The sequence below is a fragment of the Sphingomonas hankookensis genome (genome assembly GCF_001619955.1).
In the GTDB taxonomy this organism is placed as follows: domain Bacteria; phylum Pseudomonadota; class Alphaproteobacteria; order Sphingomonadales; family Sphingomonadaceae; genus Sphingomonas; species Sphingomonas hankookensis_A.
Genome location: NZ_LQQO01000063.1, coordinates 121437 through 138116 on the forward strand (window position 1 = coordinate 121437; position 16680 = coordinate 138116).

Consider the following 16680-nt stretch of genomic DNA (forward strand, 5'->3'; position numbering starts at 1 on the left):
TCGCCGCCGGAGCCGTCCCGGTCAAGCCCCGGCACGACCTTGCGTCGCCGCCACGAACCGGCGCATGAACCGTAGCGTCAGGGGAAGATGCATGCGGACATATCTGGTGGTGGTCGACGAAAGTCCCGAAAGCGCGGTCGCGTTGCGCTTCGCCGCGCGCCGTGCGGTCAAGACCAATGGCGGGGTCGAGGTGCTGGCGCTGGTCGAGCCGCAGGAATTCGCCCCCTGGGGCGGGGTACAGGCGACGATCGAGGAGGAAGCGAAGGAACGCGCCGAAGCGCTGGTCCAGGCGGCGGCGGGCACGCTGATCGCCGAATCCGGCCTGCAACCGCATCTGACGGTGAAGATCGGCGACGGCCCGCGAATCGTGCGCGAGATGATCGCCGCCAATCCGCAGATCGCCGCACTGGTGCTGGGCGCCGCCGCGACCGGATCGCCCGGCCCGCTCGTTACCCATTTCGCCGGCACCGATGCCGGTGCGCTCCCCGTGCCGCTGATGGTCATTCCCGGCAGCCTCGACCGCGCCGGGATCGACCGGCTGAGCTGATTCGCCATCACGGTCAGCCATGGTTCAGGCCGCTGCGATAAAGCGACGTTGGGAAGTACCGGGCGGGGGAGAGCAGCGATTCGCGCTCGATCCCCCGCGGGCTGCTGCTGTTCGCCGGGTGTCCGGCACATCCTCTCTTATAATTCAGCGCAGCGCTGGTGGACGTCCGTTAGCGCGGCTCGGGCACAAAAAAAAGGGCCGGCGAACCGACCCTTGAAAAGTTTTAGGAGAGGATGCCTGAAAGGCACAGTCGTTGTGCACCGCAACCGTTCCGTTAGCAATTGCAAAAAACGAAACCAAACATTTAGTTTCTGCATCAAACCCACCGGGTAACTAGGTTTTAGCCGGATATGGGTATCACGCGAAACCGGTTGAGCAGGGTGTCGGAACGCGGCATCCTCCCGCCCATGCGCTCGATGTTGCTTCTGCCCGCCCTGTTCCTCGCCACCGCTGCCGGTGCGCGCGATACCCCCCGCCCCGACCGGCTACGTGCCGACGTCGCGACCCTGGTCGGGTTCGGCACGCGCCATACCGCGTCCGATCCCGACCATCCGACGCGCGGCATCGGCGCGGCGCGACGCTGGTTCGCCAACGAACTGACCCGAATCGGTGCCGGCTGCGGCAACTGCATCACTGTCGCCAACATCGCGCGCGGCTTCACCGGCCCGCGCGCGCCACAGGGCGTCAATGTCGTCGACGTTCTCGGCTTTCAGCAGGGGCGCGATCCCAAACGCGTCGTCATCGTGATGGGCCATATCGACAGCCGCGTCAGCGACGTGATGGATGCGACCAGCGACGCGCCCGGCGCCAATGACGACGCGTCGGGCGTCGCGCTGGTGCTGGAAACCGCGCGCATCCTGTCGAAGGAAAAGTTCGACGCGACGATCGTCTATGCCGCGCTGTCGGGTGAGGAACAGGGATTGTGGGGCGCCCAGCTGCTCGCCGATACCGCGAAGGAGCGCGGCTGGACGGTGTCCGCCGTGCTCAACAACGATATCGTCGGCAACACGATCGGCCAGGACGGGCGCAAGGTCGCCGACCGCGTCCGCGTCTTTTCCGAAGGCATCCGCGCGTCTGAATCGATCGAGCAGCAGATCGCCCGCCGCGCCGCCGGCGGTGAGGATGACGGCCCGTCGCGCGCGCTGGCCAAGACGATCGATGCGGTCGCGACCACGATCCCCGGCGGCCTCGACGTGTTTCTCGATCGTCGCCCCGATCGGTTCGGGCGCGGGGGCGACCACGAACCGTTCCTGAAGCTCGGCTATCCTGCGATCCGCTTCTCGGTCGGGGTCGAGAATTACGACGCCCAGCATCAGGATCTGCGCCGCGACGGCAAGCGCGTCTATGGCGACACGATCGACCGGATGGATTTCCCCTATCTGGCCAAGGTGACGGCGATCAATGCCGCGACCATCGCCCGTCTCGCGGCCGCTCCGGCTGCCCCCGCCAGCGTGTCGATCGAAGGGGCGCTGGCGACGGATACGACGGTCCGCTGGGCGCCGGTGGCGACTGCAGCCGGCTATCGCATCCGCTGGCGGCGAAACGACGCGCAGGACTGGACCGACCGTCGCGACGTCACCGGCACGGAAGCGGTGCTGAACGGCGTCATCGTCGACGACCATTTCGTCGCCGTCTCGGCCCTGTCGCCATCGGGCGCGGAGAGCATCCCGACCTTCGCCGGCCGCGCCCCGCATTAACCCTCATCCGGCCCCATTCGGTTCGAAGCGTCTGTCGAGAACCTGGCCCTACCGCCGCAACGTCTTCGACCGGACCACCCGCCGGGGAGCACGACGCACCGTCTCGTAGGTGACGACTTCCTCGGTCGTGGTCGTCGTCACCGGCGCGTTCTGGACCGTAACCGTCGTCACGGTGCGCGGCGGATAATAATAACCGTTGGCGATGTAACCGCCCGGCCCCTCGGTGGTGGTTGTCGTGGTATAGCTGCGCGCGACCGGCGGTGCGCCGACATGTCGCTCGACATAGCCACCGCGCGAACGCGGGCCGATCGGCTGCACTTCCTCGCGCATCGGCCCGAACACGACCGGCGGCGGGGCATCGTCATAATAGCCGTCGTCCGGCGCGATCGGCACATCGTCCCCCGGCAGCGGATAGTCGGCGCCATAGCCAGGCTGAACCGGCGGCGGCGGCGGCGGCCCACGCCGATCCTCCGCCCGGTCGATCGCGGTCCCGGCCAGCGCGCCGACCCCGGCGCCCAGCACCGTCCCGCCCAGCCGGTTGCCGCGGCCGGCGATGACATTGCCCGCCACCGCGCCGACCGCGCCGCCGATCACCGCACCGCCCACGCCGTTATCCCGCCGTGCAACCGGCGGCGGCGGCGGCAGATCGCCCTCGCCAACATAGCGGTCATAGGCGCGATCGTCGCGGACATAGCGCCCAGTATCGCGCGCATCCCAATCGATGCCGCTGCGATAATCGAACACCCGCCCGTCGCGATCGGCCAGCACCGCATCGTCATAATAGCGATACCAGCCATAGCCCGGCTGCGGGCGGCTCAGCCCATAGGTCGGCCAGTCCTGAATGAAGAAGCTAGGCGCCACCCAGTAGCGCGGCAGGATCCACCCACGCACCGGTGTGCGATACGCCGCCCAGCCGCCCGGCGCATAATGGCCGCCATACCAGCGCCCGCGCACATTGCCGCCCCAGCGCGGCCCGGGCAGGTTCACCCGCGGCTGTCCCGGATAGAGCGCCGGCCGCCCCGGCCGCGCTTCGGGTGCCTGGCCGAGGCGCGGCTGCGCCTGCGCAACCCCGGTCGAGGCAAGGATCGCCGCAAGGGCGGCAAGGGTCGGCGTTCGCATCGTCCGGTCGGCTCCCTCATGCGCGGACGTACCGCGCGGATATGGTTGCCGAAAGCTTACCACGCGCGGCGGTTCCCGGCCAATCCGGCGCTTGCCGGACCGACCGTCCCGCACCGGGGCAGATCAGCCGATCCGCGGCGCCAGCACGCGCACCAGCGCCTCGCATCCCGCCTGGTCGCCGGCATCGAACCGGCCGGGCAGCGGGCTGTCGAGATCGAGCACCCCGATCAGCCGCCCGCCGTCGACGATCGGCACGACCAGCTCGCTGCGGCTGTCGGCATCGCAGGCGATGTGCCCTGGAAAGGCATGGACATCGGCGACCAGCTGCGTCGTCCGCGTTGCCGCCGCCGTACCGCACACCCCGCGCCCCACCGCGATGCGGATGCACGCCGCCTTGCCCTGAAATGGCCCCAGCACCAGCTCGTCACCGACTAGGCGGTAGAAGCCTGCCCAGTTCAGATCGGGCAGATATTGCATCAGCAACGCCGAGGCATTGGCCATGTTCGCGACGGCGTCGCGCTCGTCCGCCGTCAGCGCATCGAGCGCGGACAGAAGATCGCGGTACAGGTCGCCCTTGGCGCCGGTGGAGATATCGAACTGGTACATGGGGGCTATGTAGCGCCGGCGTGGCCCCACACAATCCTCCCCGGTACGGGGAGGATTCAGTCCATCCGTACCTTACCCCGCCCCGCCTTCACCTGCGACCGCCCCTTCTTCGCGTCCACCCGCCGCACCTGCGATGCCATGGTCGGCTTGGTCGCGCGGCGCTTCTTGGGCACGATCGTCGCCTCGCGGATCAGTTCGAACAGCCGCTCGCGCACCTCGCGCCGGTTCATCTCCTGCGACCGCGACGCATCGGCGCGCAGCGTCAGCACGCCCTCCTTGGTCAGCCGCGACCCCGCCAGCACCGCCAACCGATGCTTGACCGCGTCCGGCAGCCCCGGCGAAGCGACCACGTCGAAGCGCAGCAGCACCGCGCTGTCGGTCGTGTTGACATGCTGCCCGCCCGGCCCCGACGCGCGGGTGAAGCTTTCGACCAGTTCGCCGCTGTCGATCGAAATCGACCGGGTGATCGGGATGCGCGGCACCTACGCCTCGTCGAACCCCGCCGCGACGAAGCTGCGCGGCCATGGCGCGGTCACATCGATCGCCGGCTTGTTGTCGCGCGGGACCATCAGCCCGATGGCGTGCAGCAGCATGCCGTGCCGCCCGCCCCGGCCATAGACCGGATCGCCCGCCACCGGACAGCCCAGCCCTTCGGCCATGTGCACGCGGATCTGGTGCGTCCGGCCGGTTTCGGGGAACAGCGCGACCAACGCGCGGTCACCGACCGTGCGCAGCACCCGCCAGTTCGTCCGCGCCGGCTTGCCCTTCGCATCGCCGACCATGCGCCATCCGGTCTCGGCCGTGCTGACCTTGGCCAGCGCCAGGTCGATCTCGCCCGATTCCCCGGCGGGAATGCCGTCAAGGATCGCCAGATAGCGCTTCGTCACCCGTCCCTGTTCGAACGCCTGCTGGAACCGGGCATGCGCCTTGGGATTGCGTGCAAGCAGCAGGCACCCGCTGGTATCGCGGTCCAGCCGGTGCACCGGCGTCGGTTCGCGTTGAAAGGTGAAGCGCAGCTCGTCGGCCCGCGCGACGATGCTGGGCGAACCGTCGCGCGGGGGATCGACCGGCAGGCCGGCGGGTTTGTCGAGGACGATCGCTTCGCCGTCGATGAACAGGACCAGGTCGTCAAGCATTCCGCTCCCTTGCCATCGTTGTCGACGCCATGCCAGTGCGCATGGGCTGCACCGCCGACCCAGCCGGAGACTTTTGTGCGCCGAACCGCCCTCGCCCGCCTTCTGCCGCCGCTCTGCATCCTCGCCTCCTGCGCGCCGACCACCGCGCCGGCGCCGCCGGTTCCCGTCCCGACGCCCGCCCCCTCGCCGGTCGCGCCTCCCCGGATCGTCACCCTGCCCCCCGCCGGGCCGACCGGTCCCGTCGAACTTTGCGAGCGCGGCACGGTGCAGCGGACCGCCGATGGCCGGTTGTTCAACCATTTCCCCTATCCCGACATGCCGGCAACCGCGCTGATCGACGCGCCGACGACGCTGGGCGGTTCGTGCAAGGTCCATCCCGCGATGGCCGACGATCTCGCCCGCCTGCTCGCCGCCGCCGATGCCGATCCCGCCATCGCCGGCACGCTGCGCGCCGTCTCCTGCCATCGGTCCGAAGCGTTGCAGCGCCAGACCTTTTGCGGCGGCATCGGCGCGAACGGATCGGGCAGCTTTGCCGAGCGTGCCTGGGCCTCGGCACCCCCGGGGCATAGCGAGCATTCGACCGGCTATGTCATCGACTTCGGCACCAGCACCGCCCCCGCCTGCAACGCCGAAGCCTGTTTCGCCGCCACGCCCGCCGGACGCTGGCTGCGCGCCAACGCCGCCCGCTTCGGCTTTGAAATGTCGTTCCCGGCGGGCAACAGGCAGCAGGTGAAGTGGGAACCGTGGCACTGGCGCTGGGTCGGCACGACGGCGAGCGCAGCCGGCGCGCCGCCCGCCCGCTCGATCTTCCTTCAGGCCCGCACCCGCTTCCCCGCCGACCCGAAGGTCGATTAGGGCGGATCCACCCTACAGGGTCAACCGATAGCCATAGCCGATGCCGATCGTCGCCTGGACCCGCCGCCCGCGTTGCTCGATCAGCGGCGACTGTCCTGCCTTAATGCCCAGATAATCGACCCCACCGAAGACGGTGACGGCGCTGTTGCGATCGATCGGCCGGATCGCGCTGCCACCGATCCCGACCGACGCCAGCCCGCCACCGGGCCGATACCGCGCCAGCCCGGTGCGCAGCGACTGTCCCGCGTCGATCCCGAAATAGGTCCGCAGATAATCGCCCGTGGCGAACGTCGCGCGCGGTCCCAGCGACCCGGCGATCCGCCCCGCCCGCCACGTCCGCGCGACCGAAACGTCGGCGACCGCCGCGTCATGCCCGCCAAAGCCCTGCCGCCCCTCACCCCGAACCCGCCATGCGCCCAGCCGCTTCTCGATAAAGCCGCCCGCCTCGCCGGCGACACCGACATCGCCCAGCCCGCGCAGCACGTCGCTGCCCCCGGTCAGCTGGAACGGCGATCCGCGCCCATCCTCGTCGCGCCCGAAGCGAATTTTCACCAGCGGCCCGGCCCGCCATCCGTCACGACGCAGCAGGTTCAACCCCACCCCGTCCGGCACAGACGCGAAGAAGACGTCTCGATAATGGACCCGCAGGTCGGGAAACAGCGACAGCGCCATGTCGCGCGATCCCTGCCATGCCGGGCTCAGCACCGGTGCCGCACCGACCGTGATGCTCCAACCATCGGGCGCCCCGCCCGCTCGCCCGGCAGCCGGCCCGCCGCTCTGCGCCAGCGCCGGAGTCGCGACAACCGCCAACACACCGATCCCGACCGAAAGCCGCATCGTCATTTTCCCCTCGCGCCCGCCGCGCTGCGCGGGGCCGTCACTCCGGCCTCGGTCTGGACCACCGGCTGCATCGTGCCGTCTGCGTTATAATGCAGCCGCTCGACCGTCACCGCCCGCCGCCCGATCGCGCCGTTCAGGTCGCCGATCGCCAGCGTCGCATTGTGCAGGAACAGATACCAGTCGCCCTTATACTCCACGATCCCCGGATGGATGGTGAAGCTGTATTTGCCCGATCCGGTCAGCTCGCCGCGATAGGTCCACGGCCCCTTGATCGACGGCGCGGTGGCATAGGACACACGCTCGTCGCGATGCTTCGACCGGTCGAGCGAGGCATAGGTCAGGTAATAGGTGCCCTTGCGCTCATGCAGCCACGGCCCCTCCTCGAAATGCGGCGGGGTGATCTCGGTGATCGGTCCGTCGATCTCGATCATGTTCGGCTTCAGCTTCGCGATATAGCATTGCCGGTTGCCCCATGCGATCCACGTCGTCCCATCCTTGTCGGTGAACACGGTCGGGTCGATGTCTTCCCAGCTATGCGTTCCCTTCGGCGTCATCTGGTTGGTGATCAGCGCCGCCCCCTTGGCATCGACGAACGGCCCGGTCGGCTTGTCGGCAACGGCGACCGCGATCGCCTTGCCCGGATGCGTGTCGTCATGCTCGACCGCAGCGTAGAACCAATACTTGCCGTTCTTGAAGACCGCCTGGCTCGCCCAGGCATCGGCCTTCGCCCATTTGAAATCGGCCACCTTCATGATCGGTCCGTGATCGGTCCAATGGCGCATGTCGGTGGTCGAATAGACCAGCCATTCGCGCATGTTGAACATCTGGTCCCGCTCGGCCTGGTCATGCCCGACATACAGGTACAGCCGGTCGCCGACGACCAGCGGAGCGGGATCGGCGGTGAACTTGTCGCGGATGATCGGGTTGCTGCCCGGCACCGGCGCTGGCCGCTCCTGTGCCCCCGCCATCGTCGCCGCCGCGATCGTCAACGCACCCCATAACGCCATGCCGCGCATCGCTCTCTCCCATCATCGTTCTTTGCCACGATGATAACCGATAGCGCTAACAATCCAAGCCATGCACCACCGGTCCCGTTACCGGACCGCTTCACGGCACCGGCGGAACCAAGCGACATCCGCAATCTTGGTTAGGTTGGTACGCCATGGACAAACCAGCCGCCGGCCGATCTCGGCAGGAGGAACCCATGTCGAACACGCTAACGACCAAATTGACGAGTTTTTCCGACCTGTCGGCCGAAGAAGCCGCAGCGCTGGATGCAGTCTGCAACGACACTTTCACCGTCAAGGGACGCGACCTGATCCGCGTGGGCGACCGCCCCGAACAGGTGTTCCTCGTGCTTAACGGCTGGGCCTGCCGCTACAAGGACCTGCCCGATGGCAAGCGGCAGATCCTCGCCTATCTGATCCCCGGCGACCTGTGCGACCCGCACATCTTCATCTTCGAACAGATGGACCATTCGATCCGCGCCATCGGCGAAGCCCGCGTCGCGGCCATCCCGAAACAGGTGATCCTCGACCTGACCGAACGCTATCCGGCGCTCGCCCGGGGCCTCTGGTGGTCGGCACTCGTGGACGAAGCGGTCTCGCGCGAATGGCTGGTCAATGTCGCCCAGCGCGATTCCTACACGCGCATGGCGCATCTGTTCTGCGAAATCTGGCTGCGCATGTGCCAGGTGAAGCTCACCACCGGCGGCACGTTCGACCTGCCGCTGACCCAGGAGCAGTTGGGCGACACGCTCGGCATCACGCCGGTGCACGTCAACCGCGTGTTGCAACGCCTGCGCGCCGAAGGGCTGGTGACCACCCGCGACCGGCGGATGACGATCCACGACGTCGACGCGCTGAAGGCCGCCGCCGAATTCGACCCGCGCTACCTGCACCTCGACGCCCGGGCGGCGGCGTGACGGGGCGACCTCCCGGCCGCCCCGCCATCGCTTATCCGAAGACCTTGGTCGCCAGTTCGGCGATCCGCTTGCCCTGATGCCGCGCACCGCCCAGCTCGATCTCGGTCGGCTGACGGCTGCCGTCGCCGCCGGCGATGGTCGACGCGCCGTACGGCGTGCTGCCGTTCACTTCGTCCAGCCCGGTATGGCCTTCATAGGCGTAATCGAGGCCGACGATCGTCATCCCGTGATGCATCAGGTTGGTAATGATCGAGAACAGCGTCGTTTCCTGCCCGCCATGCTGCGTCGCGGTCGAGGTGAAGGCGCCGCCGATCTTGTTGACCAGCCCGCCCTTGGCCCACACGCCGCCGGTCGTGTCCCAGAACGCCGCCATCTGGCTCGACATCCGGCCATAGCGGGTGCCGGTGCCGACGATGATCGCGTCGTAGTTCGTCAGCTCGTTGGGATCGGTCAGCTCGGCATGATGGTCCGCGACGACGAAGCCCGCCGACTTGGCGACCTCCTCCGGCGCGGTTTCCTTGACGCGGCGGACGTCGACGTCCGCACCCGCCGACCGCGCACCCTCGGCGACCGCATCGGCCATCTTGGCGATATGGCCATAGGACGAATAATACAGGACCAGGACCTTCGACATGTTCAGATGCTCCCTTCGGCTTATTCGGAATCGACCAGGACGATTTCGGCGTCCTCGGTCGCGGTGATGGTGACGGTCTGCCCGCCGGAAAGTGCGGCCCCGTCGCGCGCCTGAAAGGCGACGCCGTCGATGGTGATCGCGCCGGTCGCGGCGACGAGATAGGCGTGACGCCCGTCCCCCACGCTATGTTCCACGCTTTCGCCAGCCTTCAACGTCGCGCCCAGCACCCGTGCCTCCGCCCGGATACGCAACGCATCGCCGTCTTCATCGAACCCGCTTGCCAGAGTAACAAACTTGCCCGACCGCTCGCCCTTGGGAAACGGCTTGGCCCCCCATGACGGCGCGCCGCCCTTCTGGCGCGGCTCGATCCAGATCTGGAAGATGCGGGTCGTTTCCGGCTCCAGATTATATTCGGCGTGGCGTACGCCGGTGCCGGCGCTCATCACCTGCACATCGCCTGCGGCCGTGCGGCCCTTGTTCCCCATCGAATCCTGATGGGTGATCGCGCCGGAGCGGACATAGGTGATGATTTCCATGTCCTTGTGCGGGTGCGGCGGGAAGCCGCTGTTCGCGGCGATCTCGTCGTCGTTCCACACCCGGATCGCGCCCCAGCCCATGCGGGCGGGGTCGTAATAATTGGCGAAGCTGAAATGGTGGCGGGCGTTCAGCCATCCGTGGTCGGCATGGCCCAGGCTGGTGAAGTCACGTTTGTCGATCATGGTCGATCTCCTTGCTTGACCCCCAAGATAAGCGCGGCGATCATACCGTAAATGGAAACGTCGGAAACCGATCGTTTCGCAGCGGAGGATATATGCGGCTCCCCGATTGCGAAGCCTGGGCGATGTTCGCCTGCGTTGTCGAGCACCGCTCGTTCAGCGCCGCCGCCCAGTCGATCGGCGTATCGAAGGCGACGGTGTCGAAGGCGGTCGCGCGGCTTGAGCTGTCGCTAGGCACCACCCTGTTCCACCGCACCTCGCGCCGCCTGACACTGACCGATGCCGGCCAGTCGCTCGCCGAACGGGCCGCCCGCATCCTCGCCGAGGCGCAGGCGGCGGAGGAACAGGCGCGCGACGCCGCCGCTGCGCCCACCGGCCTGGTCAAGGTCGCCGCGCCCATGTCGTTCGGCCTCGCCCATATCGCGCCCGCGATCGCCGACTTCCTCAAACTCCATCCCGGTGTCGAGATCGACCTGACCCTGTCCGATGCGAAGGTCGACATCGTCGCCGAAGGGATCGACGTCGCGCTGCGCATCGCCGACCTGCACGACAGCACGCTGCGCGCCCGCCGCCTCGCCCCCGTCGCGATCAGGATCGTCGCGGCCCCCTCCTATTGGGACGCGCGCGGCCGTCCGGCGCACCCGGCCGATCTCGGCGACCATGACTGTTTCGGCTATACCAACCTGCCGAACGCGATCTGGCATTTCCGGCGGGGCACGGAGGAAGTGTCGGTCCGCCCGGCCGGCCCGCTCGCCACCAACAATGGCGAGGCGATGCTCCCCGCATTGTGCGCCGGCCTCGGCGTTGCGCGACTGCCGGACTTCCTGGTCGATGCCGATATCGCCGCGGGCAAGCTGGAAGCGGTGCTGGCCGACTGGGCCGGCGACGGTGTGGCGCTGCACCTCCTCACCCCGCCCGGCACGCTGCGTCCGGCACGCGTCGAGTCGCTGATCGAGTATCTGTCCGATCGCTTTCGCCGGTCCTGCAATCCGCGTTAATTTTCCTAAACCTTGTCCGGCAACGGCCGTTTAGCCTTCCAGAACCCTTCATTCCGCTTAACCAACGGAATTTACGAAGTGTTTTCGATTAGGAAGAAATTAACCTTTTGCCGTCATAGGTCTTTACGTTAATGTTTTTGCTGCGCGCCGGTCAGGGACGATAGCGCGCCGCGAAACGGGGGAACCAAGCCGATGCGCGTGCTGTTGATCGAGGACGAGCCGACGACCGCCAAGGCGATCGAGCTCATGCTGACGACCGAGGGTTTCAATATCTACACGACCGATCTGGGCGAAGAAGGCCTCGATCTGGGCAAGCTGTACGATTACGACATCATCCTGCTCGACCTGAACCTGCCCGACATGCACGGCTATGACGTGCTAAAGAAGTTGCGGGTGGCGCGGGTGCAGACGCCGGTCCTGATCCTGTCGGGCATCGACGAGATGGATTCGAAGGTCCGCTCGTTCGGCTTCGGTGCCGACGATTATGTGACCAAGCCGTTCCACCGCGAGGAACTGATCGCGCGCATCCACGCGGTCGTCCGCCGCTCGAAGGGCCATTCGCAGTCGGTGATCCGCACCGGCAAGCTCTCGGTGAACCTCGATGCCAAGACGGTCGACGTCGACGGCGCGCGCGTCCACCTGACGGGCAAGGAATATGCGATGCTCGAGCTGCTGTCGCTGCGCAAGGGCACCACGCTGACCAAGGAAATGTTCCTCAACCATCTCTATGGCGGGATGGACGAACCGGAACTCAAGATCATCGACGTCTTCATCTGCAAGCTGCGCAAGAAGCTCAGCATGGCCTGCGAAGGCGACAATTATATCGAGACGGTCTGGGGCCGCGGCTATGTGCTGCGCGAACCGGACGAAATGGCCGAAGCGGCGGTCGCGTAACGCGGCCACGCACCCCCGGTCTCCCACTCCGTTCGGTTCGAGCAGCTTCGAGCTTGTCGAGAAGCGTCCGTCGAGAACGCCCAGTTTAGGGCACCGTCTTCTCGACCTCGGTTCTCGACAAGCTCGAACCAAACGGACCTGCACGAGACGGTAATCCAACCTCTACAGTATCCCCGCGCAGGCGGGGATCCAGGGTCATCAGGCGATACCCTTTTCGGCGCTGGATTCCCGATACGACTACCAAGAAAATCAGGCGGTAATCGCCCCACCCATCCCCAACCTCTTGCCGTTGGTGATGATCACCCGATCCCCCAGCTTCGCTGCCCCGAACAGCTTCCGCGCGAACGCGGTCGGCACGCCGATGCAGCCATGAGTCGCCGCCCCCTCCTGCACATCGCTGCCATGGATCGAAATGCCGTCATTGGTCAGCCGCAGCATATAGGGCATCGGCGCGCCATAGAGGTTGCTGACATGGTCGGCATCCTTCTCGGTAATCTTGAGCGCGCCCAGCGGCGTCGGTTTCCAGTCCGCGCCGTACAGCACCACCGCCGCACCGATTTCATAGCCGTTGCGAAACACCGACAGCGTCTGCGCATCGAGGTCGATCGTGATGACCAGCGGGCCCTTCGATGGCGCACCATCCTCGTCCCACACCCAGCGGCCATGGGTGAACGGCCCCTCGATATCCAGCACGCGGCGGACGACCATCGCCTCGGGCGCTGGCGTCGACACGGCGATGGGTGTGGCGACCGGAGCGGGCGCGGCCACCGGCACCGAAGCGGCCTTGGCTACCGGCTTGACCGGCGCGACGGCGGGCACCGGCCGCTCGACACCCAACAGCATCGCCGCCCCGCCCGCCGTGGCACCGACCACACCGACCAGCAACGCCAGCCCCAATCCGGTTCGCAACGAAGCGCGCATCGTCCCTCCTGTCGCCCGTATGTAGGGCAAACGGCACAAGCGTACACCCCGGCGAAACCCGCCGTATCAGGATGGCACATTAATCCTCCCCAGCACGGGGAGAATTTACCGCCCGGTCGCCTTCGGCTCCTCCTTCAGCGGCCAGGCCTTGTACCCGCCGACCCACGTTTCGATAACCCGCGTCGCGCGCAGTTCGGCCGGCGTCGCCGCCACCGGATCGCGATCGACCACGATGAAGTCCGCCTTCTGCCCCGGCAGCAGCGACCCGAACTTCTGTTCGGCGAAACCGGCAAACGCCGCGTCCTGCGTGAACGCCTTCCACGCCTGTTCGCGCGTGACCTTTTCTTCCGGGCGCCAGCCGCCCGGCGGCTGCCCGTTGGGGTCCTCGCGGGTGAACGCCGCCGCCCAGCCGACGAACGGGTTCGGGCTTTCGACCGGATAGTCCGACCCGAACGCCAGCCGCCCGCCGTCGCGCAGGACGGTCGCCCACGCATAGGCCCCGGTCAGCCGCGCCGGCCCCAGCCGCGCCTCGGCCATCATCCGGTCGCCGGTGGCGTGCACCGGCTGCATCGACGCGATGATGCCATTCTTCCCCAGACGCGGCAGGTCGGCGGGGTCGAGCACCTGCGCATGTTCGATCCGCCAGCGCCGGTCGTCCTTGTACGACGATGCCAGCTCGTCGATCGCGTCCAGCACCTGCCGGTTCGCCCGGTCGCCGATCGCATGGATCGCGAACTGGAACCCGTCCATCGTGCCCCGGCTCAACAGGTTGAGCAGCGTCGTATCGTTGATGAACGAAAGCCCGGTCTGCTTCGGCGCATCGCTATAGGGTGCCTTCAGCCACGCGCCGCGCGACCCCAGCGCGCCATCGGCGTACAGCTTGATCCCGCCCATGCGCAGCCGGTCGCCGTACAACCACGGCGTCGGCCCGGCCCCGGCGATGGTCAGCGCGGTGTCGAGGCCCGCGCCATAGCTCATGATCCGCACCCGCAGCTGGCCGATATCGCCCATCCGCCGGAACACCAGCCAGTCGTCGACCGACGTGCCCATGTCCGCCGTCGCGGTGATGCCGGTCGACAGCAACAGCTCCTGCGCCTTCAGGAACGCGGCGTTGCGTTCGCGCGGGGACGGCTTGGGCCTGGCCGCGTCGAACAGGCTGGCGGCGCTGTCGACGAACACCCCCGAAGGCTGTCCGTTCGGCAGCAATTCGATCCGCCCACCCGCCGGCGCGACCGTCCTGGCGGTGATCCCCGCCGCCTTCATCGCCGCGCTGTTCGCCCACACCGCATGGCCGTCGGCACGTTCGAGCAGCACCGGCTTGTCCCCCGCCGCCGCGTCCAGTTCGGCCGCAGTCGGAAAGCGCCCCAGCCCCCACGCCTCCTGGTTCCAGCCGCCGCCCAGGATCCACTGGCGATTGCCGTTGCTGCGCGCATAGGACTGGATCGCCGCCTGCGCATCCGCCAGCGACCGCGTGTTCGACAGGTCGAGTTCCAGCGCCCGATAGCCCAGCGACATGACATGGCCATGCGCATCGATCATGCCCGGCATCACGATCCGCCCACCCATGTCGCTGCGCCAGTCGAGCTTTTTCGGCGCCTTCTCGCCCTTGGGCACCAGCCGCACGACCTTGCCGTCCTTGTCGACCAGGATGCCGCCGAAGCGCACCACCTGGCCCCGCGAATCCAGCGCCACGCCGTTGACGTTGTCCACCAGCCCATCGGCCTGCGCGGTTCCCGCCAGCAGCAGCGCGGCGACGGTGAGTACCGACCGGATCACTTGGCGATCCTCCGCACCAGCGCGCTCGTATCCTGTCGTCCGCCACCCATCGCCTGTACCTCGGCATAGAATTGATCGATCAGCGCGGTCACCGGCAGCGTCGCGCCATTGCGCCGCGATTCGTCGAGCGCGAGGCCCAGGTCCTTGCGCATCCAGTCGATCGCAAAGCCGAAATCGAACTCTTGCCTAGCCATGGTCGGCCAGCGATTGACCATCTGCCAGCTCTGCGCCGCGCCGCCCGACACCGCCTCCAACACCTTGTCGAGGTCGAGGCCCGCGCCTTGCGCGAACCGCAATGCCTCCGACAGCCCGCCCAGCACGCCGGCGATGCAAATCTGGTTGACCATCTTGGTCGTCTGCCCCGCGCCCGCCTCGCCGACATGGACAATCCGCTGGGCATAGGCGGTCATCAACGGCTCGGCCGCCGCGAACGCCTCGGCGCTACCGCCGCACATGATCGACAGCTTGCCATTCTCGGCACCCGCCTGCCCGCCCGACACCGGCGCGTCGAGCACCAGCAGCCCCTTGGCCTTGCCGGCCTCGGCCAGTTCGCGCGCGATCGCCGCCGACACGGTGGTATGGTCGGCGAACAAAGCGCCTTCGCGCAACGTCCCGAACACCCCGTCGCTGCCCAACGTCACCTGCCGCAGGTCGTTATCATTGCCGACACAGGCGAACACCGCATCCGCCCCGTCCGCCGCGGCCGCCGGCGTATCGCCGACCGTCCCGCCATGCTTGCCGGCCCACGCCTCCGCCTTCGCGCGCGTGCGGTTATAGACGGTGACCTGATGGCCGGCGGAAACGAGGTGGCCGGCCATGGGTGCGCCCATGACGCCGGTGCCGATGAATGCGAGTTTTGCCATGGGGCAGCGGTCTATGGCGTTACGAAGGCGCGGGGAAGTGTCCATTTCCTACCCTCACTCGCCACCCCGGGCTTGACCCGGGGTCCCGCTTCTTCTTCTGACTGGGTAGGAAGCGGGACCCCGGATCAAGTCCGGGGTGACGAACAAGATACGGTCCTCCTTACGCCGGCTGTCCACCGCCCCCCGTCGCCCCGAAAATCTGCCCGGTCGAAAAGCTGATCGCCGGATCGGCCGCCGCGACATACAGTCCGGCGATCTCTGCCGGCTGTCCCGGCCGCCCCAGCGGCGAGCTACCGCCGAAGCTCTGCAATTTCTCGGGCGTCGCCCCGCCACTGACCTGCAACGGCGTCCAGAACGGTCCCGGTGCAACCGCGTTGACGCGAATACCTTTGGACGCCAGCTGCTTGGCCATCGCTTTAGTGAAGTTCAGCACCGCCGCGCGGGTCAGCGCATAATCCACGATGTCCGGCGACGGATCGCCCGCCTGCTCGGACGAGGTATTCACGATCACCGCGCCCGGCCGCATGATCGCCGCCGCCGCCTTGGTCAGCCAGAACGGCGCATAGACGTTGGTCTTCATCGTATCGTCGAAGTCCTGCGAACTGATCGACGCGATATCCGGCCGGGTCTGCTGCCGCGCGGCATTGTTGACCAGGATATCCAGCCCGCCCAGCTGCGTCGCCGCCTGCTGCACCAGTTTGCGGCAGAAGCCTTCGTCGCGCAGGTCGCCGGGGATCGCCACCGCCTTGCGCCCTGCCTCGCGGATCAGCGCAACGACCTCGCGCGCGTCCGGCTCCTCGGCGGGCAGATAGTTGATCGCGACGTCGGCGCCTTCGCGGGCATAGGCGATGGCGGCGGCACGGCCGATGCCGCTGTCGCCCCCGGTGATCAGCGCGCGCTTGCCCGCCAATCGCCCCGAACCCTTGTAGCTCTGTTCGCCATGGTCGGGCCGGGGCGTCATCTTGGACGCAAGGCCCGGCCAGGGCTGGCGCTGTACCGGAAAGGGCGGCTTGGGATGCGCGGCGGCGGCCGGGCTGGTGGGGGCAGCGGCCCCGCCATTCTGCGCGGCGGCGGGCACGGCGGCGGCGACCCCGGCAAGGGCGGCTCCCGTCACGAAAGTGCGGCGATCGGTATCGGTCATGGGGTTCGGCTTT

General features: G+C 67.7%; 18 protein-coding genes. 6 read left to right on the forward strand and 12 right to left on the reverse strand.

What is annotated here, in order from left to right; all coding sequences use genetic code 11:
• The first annotated feature begins 91 nt into the window (after window positions 1–91).
• Window positions 92–547 carry a universal stress protein gene (locus tag AVT10_RS17310; protein ID WP_066694412.1) on the forward strand — a complete coding sequence of 152 codons (456 nt, stop codon included), beginning with the start codon at window positions 92–94 and terminating at the stop codon, window positions 545–547.
• Window positions 548–954: 407 nt separating this feature from the next.
• Window positions 955–2244 carry a M20/M25/M40 family metallo-hydrolase gene (locus AVT10_RS17315; protein WP_198158629.1) on the forward strand — a complete coding sequence of 430 codons (1290 nt, stop codon included), beginning with the start codon at window positions 955–957 and terminating at the stop codon, window positions 2242–2244.
• Between the two features lie 48 nt (window positions 2245–2292).
• Here the strand turns inward: AVT10_RS17315 and AVT10_RS17320 are convergent, their stop codons facing one another.
• From AVT10_RS17320 to AVT10_RS17335, 4 genes are all read right to left on the reverse strand, one after another.
• The gene (locus AVT10_RS17320; protein WP_066694414.1) at window positions 2293–3363 is read right to left on the reverse strand and encodes an RcnB family protein; all 1071 of its coding nucleotides are present in this window, start codon (window positions 3361–3363) and stop codon (window positions 2293–2295) included.
• Between the two features lie 123 nt (window positions 3364–3486).
• Entirely contained in the window at window positions 3487–3969 is a 483-nt protein-coding gene (locus tag AVT10_RS17325) for a GAF domain-containing protein (RefSeq protein WP_066694415.1), read from the reverse strand.
• Between the two features lie 56 nt (window positions 3970–4025).
• Entirely contained in the window at window positions 4026–4451 is a 426-nt protein-coding gene (gene arfB, locus AVT10_RS17330; protein ID WP_066694417.1) for an alternative ribosome rescue aminoacyl-tRNA hydrolase ArfB, read from the reverse strand.
• Window positions 4452–5105: an RluA family pseudouridine synthase gene (locus AVT10_RS17335; protein WP_066694420.1), complete on the reverse strand. Its 654-nt coding sequence runs from the start codon at window positions 5103–5105 to the stop codon at window positions 4452–4454.
• Between the two features lie 75 nt (window positions 5106–5180).
• On the opposite strand from AVT10_RS17335, the gene AVT10_RS17340 reads away from it, so the two are divergent.
• On the forward strand, window positions 5181–5960 hold the full coding sequence (locus tag AVT10_RS17340) for a M15 family metallopeptidase (protein WP_066694421.1): 780 nt from the start codon (window positions 5181–5183) through the stop codon (window positions 5958–5960).
• 12 nt (window positions 5961–5972) lie between these two features.
• Here AVT10_RS17340 and AVT10_RS17345 read toward each other — a convergent pair whose 3' ends face one another.
• Both AVT10_RS17345 and AVT10_RS17350 read right to left on the reverse strand, forming a co-directional pair.
• A complete protein-coding gene (locus AVT10_RS17345; protein WP_066694422.1) occupies window positions 5973–6803 on the reverse strand; it encodes a MipA/OmpV family protein in 831 nt (276 codons plus the stop codon).
• Window positions 6800–7816 (reverse strand): glycoside hydrolase family 43 protein, encoded by a 1017-nt coding sequence (locus AVT10_RS17350; RefSeq protein ID WP_084401849.1) that lies wholly within the window; start codon window positions 7814–7816, stop codon window positions 6800–6802. Before AVT10_RS17350 ends, AVT10_RS17345 begins: the two co-directional genes overlap by 4 nt.
• Before the next feature lie 188 nt (window positions 7817–8004).
• Between AVT10_RS17350 and AVT10_RS17355 the strand changes: the two genes are divergently transcribed.
• Entirely contained in the window at window positions 8005–8724 is a 720-nt protein-coding gene (locus tag AVT10_RS17355) for a Crp/Fnr family transcriptional regulator (RefSeq protein WP_066694423.1), read from the forward strand.
• A gap of 31 nt (window positions 8725–8755) precedes the next feature.
• Here AVT10_RS17355 and wrbA read toward each other — a convergent pair whose 3' ends face one another.
• Together wrbA and AVT10_RS17365 are read right to left on the reverse strand one after the other, a co-directional pair.
• On the reverse strand, window positions 8756–9358 hold the full coding sequence (gene wrbA / locus AVT10_RS17360; protein ID WP_066694424.1) for an NAD(P)H:quinone oxidoreductase: 603 nt from the start codon (window positions 9356–9358) through the stop codon (window positions 8756–8758).
• A gap of 20 nt (window positions 9359–9378) precedes the next feature.
• On the reverse strand, window positions 9379–10077 hold the full coding sequence (locus AVT10_RS17365; protein WP_066694426.1) for a pirin family protein: 699 nt from the start codon (window positions 10075–10077) through the stop codon (window positions 9379–9381).
• A 92-nt stretch (window positions 10078–10169) separates the two neighbouring features.
• Between AVT10_RS17365 and AVT10_RS17370 the strand changes: the two genes are divergently transcribed.
• Window positions 10170–11072, forward strand: a complete 903-nt coding sequence (locus tag AVT10_RS17370; protein ID WP_066694427.1) for a LysR family transcriptional regulator — start codon at window positions 10170–10172, stop codon at window positions 11070–11072.
• Between the two features lie 192 nt (window positions 11073–11264).
• Complete coding sequence (ctrA, locus tag AVT10_RS17375) at window positions 11265–11966, forward strand: response regulator transcription factor CtrA (RefSeq protein ID WP_066694428.1); 702 nt, start codon at window positions 11265–11267, stop codon at window positions 11964–11966.
• A 249-nt stretch (window positions 11967–12215) separates the two neighbouring features.
• On the opposite strand, the gene AVT10_RS17380 is transcribed toward ctrA, so the two are convergent.
• The 4 genes from AVT10_RS17380 to AVT10_RS17395 all read right to left on the reverse strand — a co-directional run bounded on the left by AVT10_RS17380 (window position 12216) and on the right by AVT10_RS17395 (window position 16667).
• On the reverse strand, window positions 12216–12887 hold the full coding sequence (locus tag AVT10_RS17380; RefSeq protein WP_066694429.1) for a L,D-transpeptidase family protein: 672 nt from the start codon (window positions 12885–12887) through the stop codon (window positions 12216–12218).
• Window positions 12888–12992: 105 nt separating this feature from the next.
• A complete protein-coding gene (locus AVT10_RS17385) occupies window positions 12993–14663 on the reverse strand; it encodes an amidohydrolase (protein ID WP_066694431.1) in 1671 nt (556 codons plus the stop codon).
• The gene (locus AVT10_RS17390; protein WP_066694435.1) at window positions 14660–15526 is read right to left on the reverse strand and encodes an NAD(P)-dependent oxidoreductase; all 867 of its coding nucleotides are present in this window, start codon (window positions 15524–15526) and stop codon (window positions 14660–14662) included. The genes AVT10_RS17385 and AVT10_RS17390 overlap by 4 nt, the downstream gene beginning before the upstream one ends.
• 160 nt (window positions 15527–15686) lie before the next feature.
• Window positions 15687–16667, reverse strand: a complete 981-nt coding sequence (locus tag AVT10_RS17395) for an SDR family oxidoreductase (protein ID WP_066694439.1) — start codon at window positions 16665–16667, stop codon at window positions 15687–15689.
• Window positions 16668–16680: the final 13 nt, after the last annotated feature.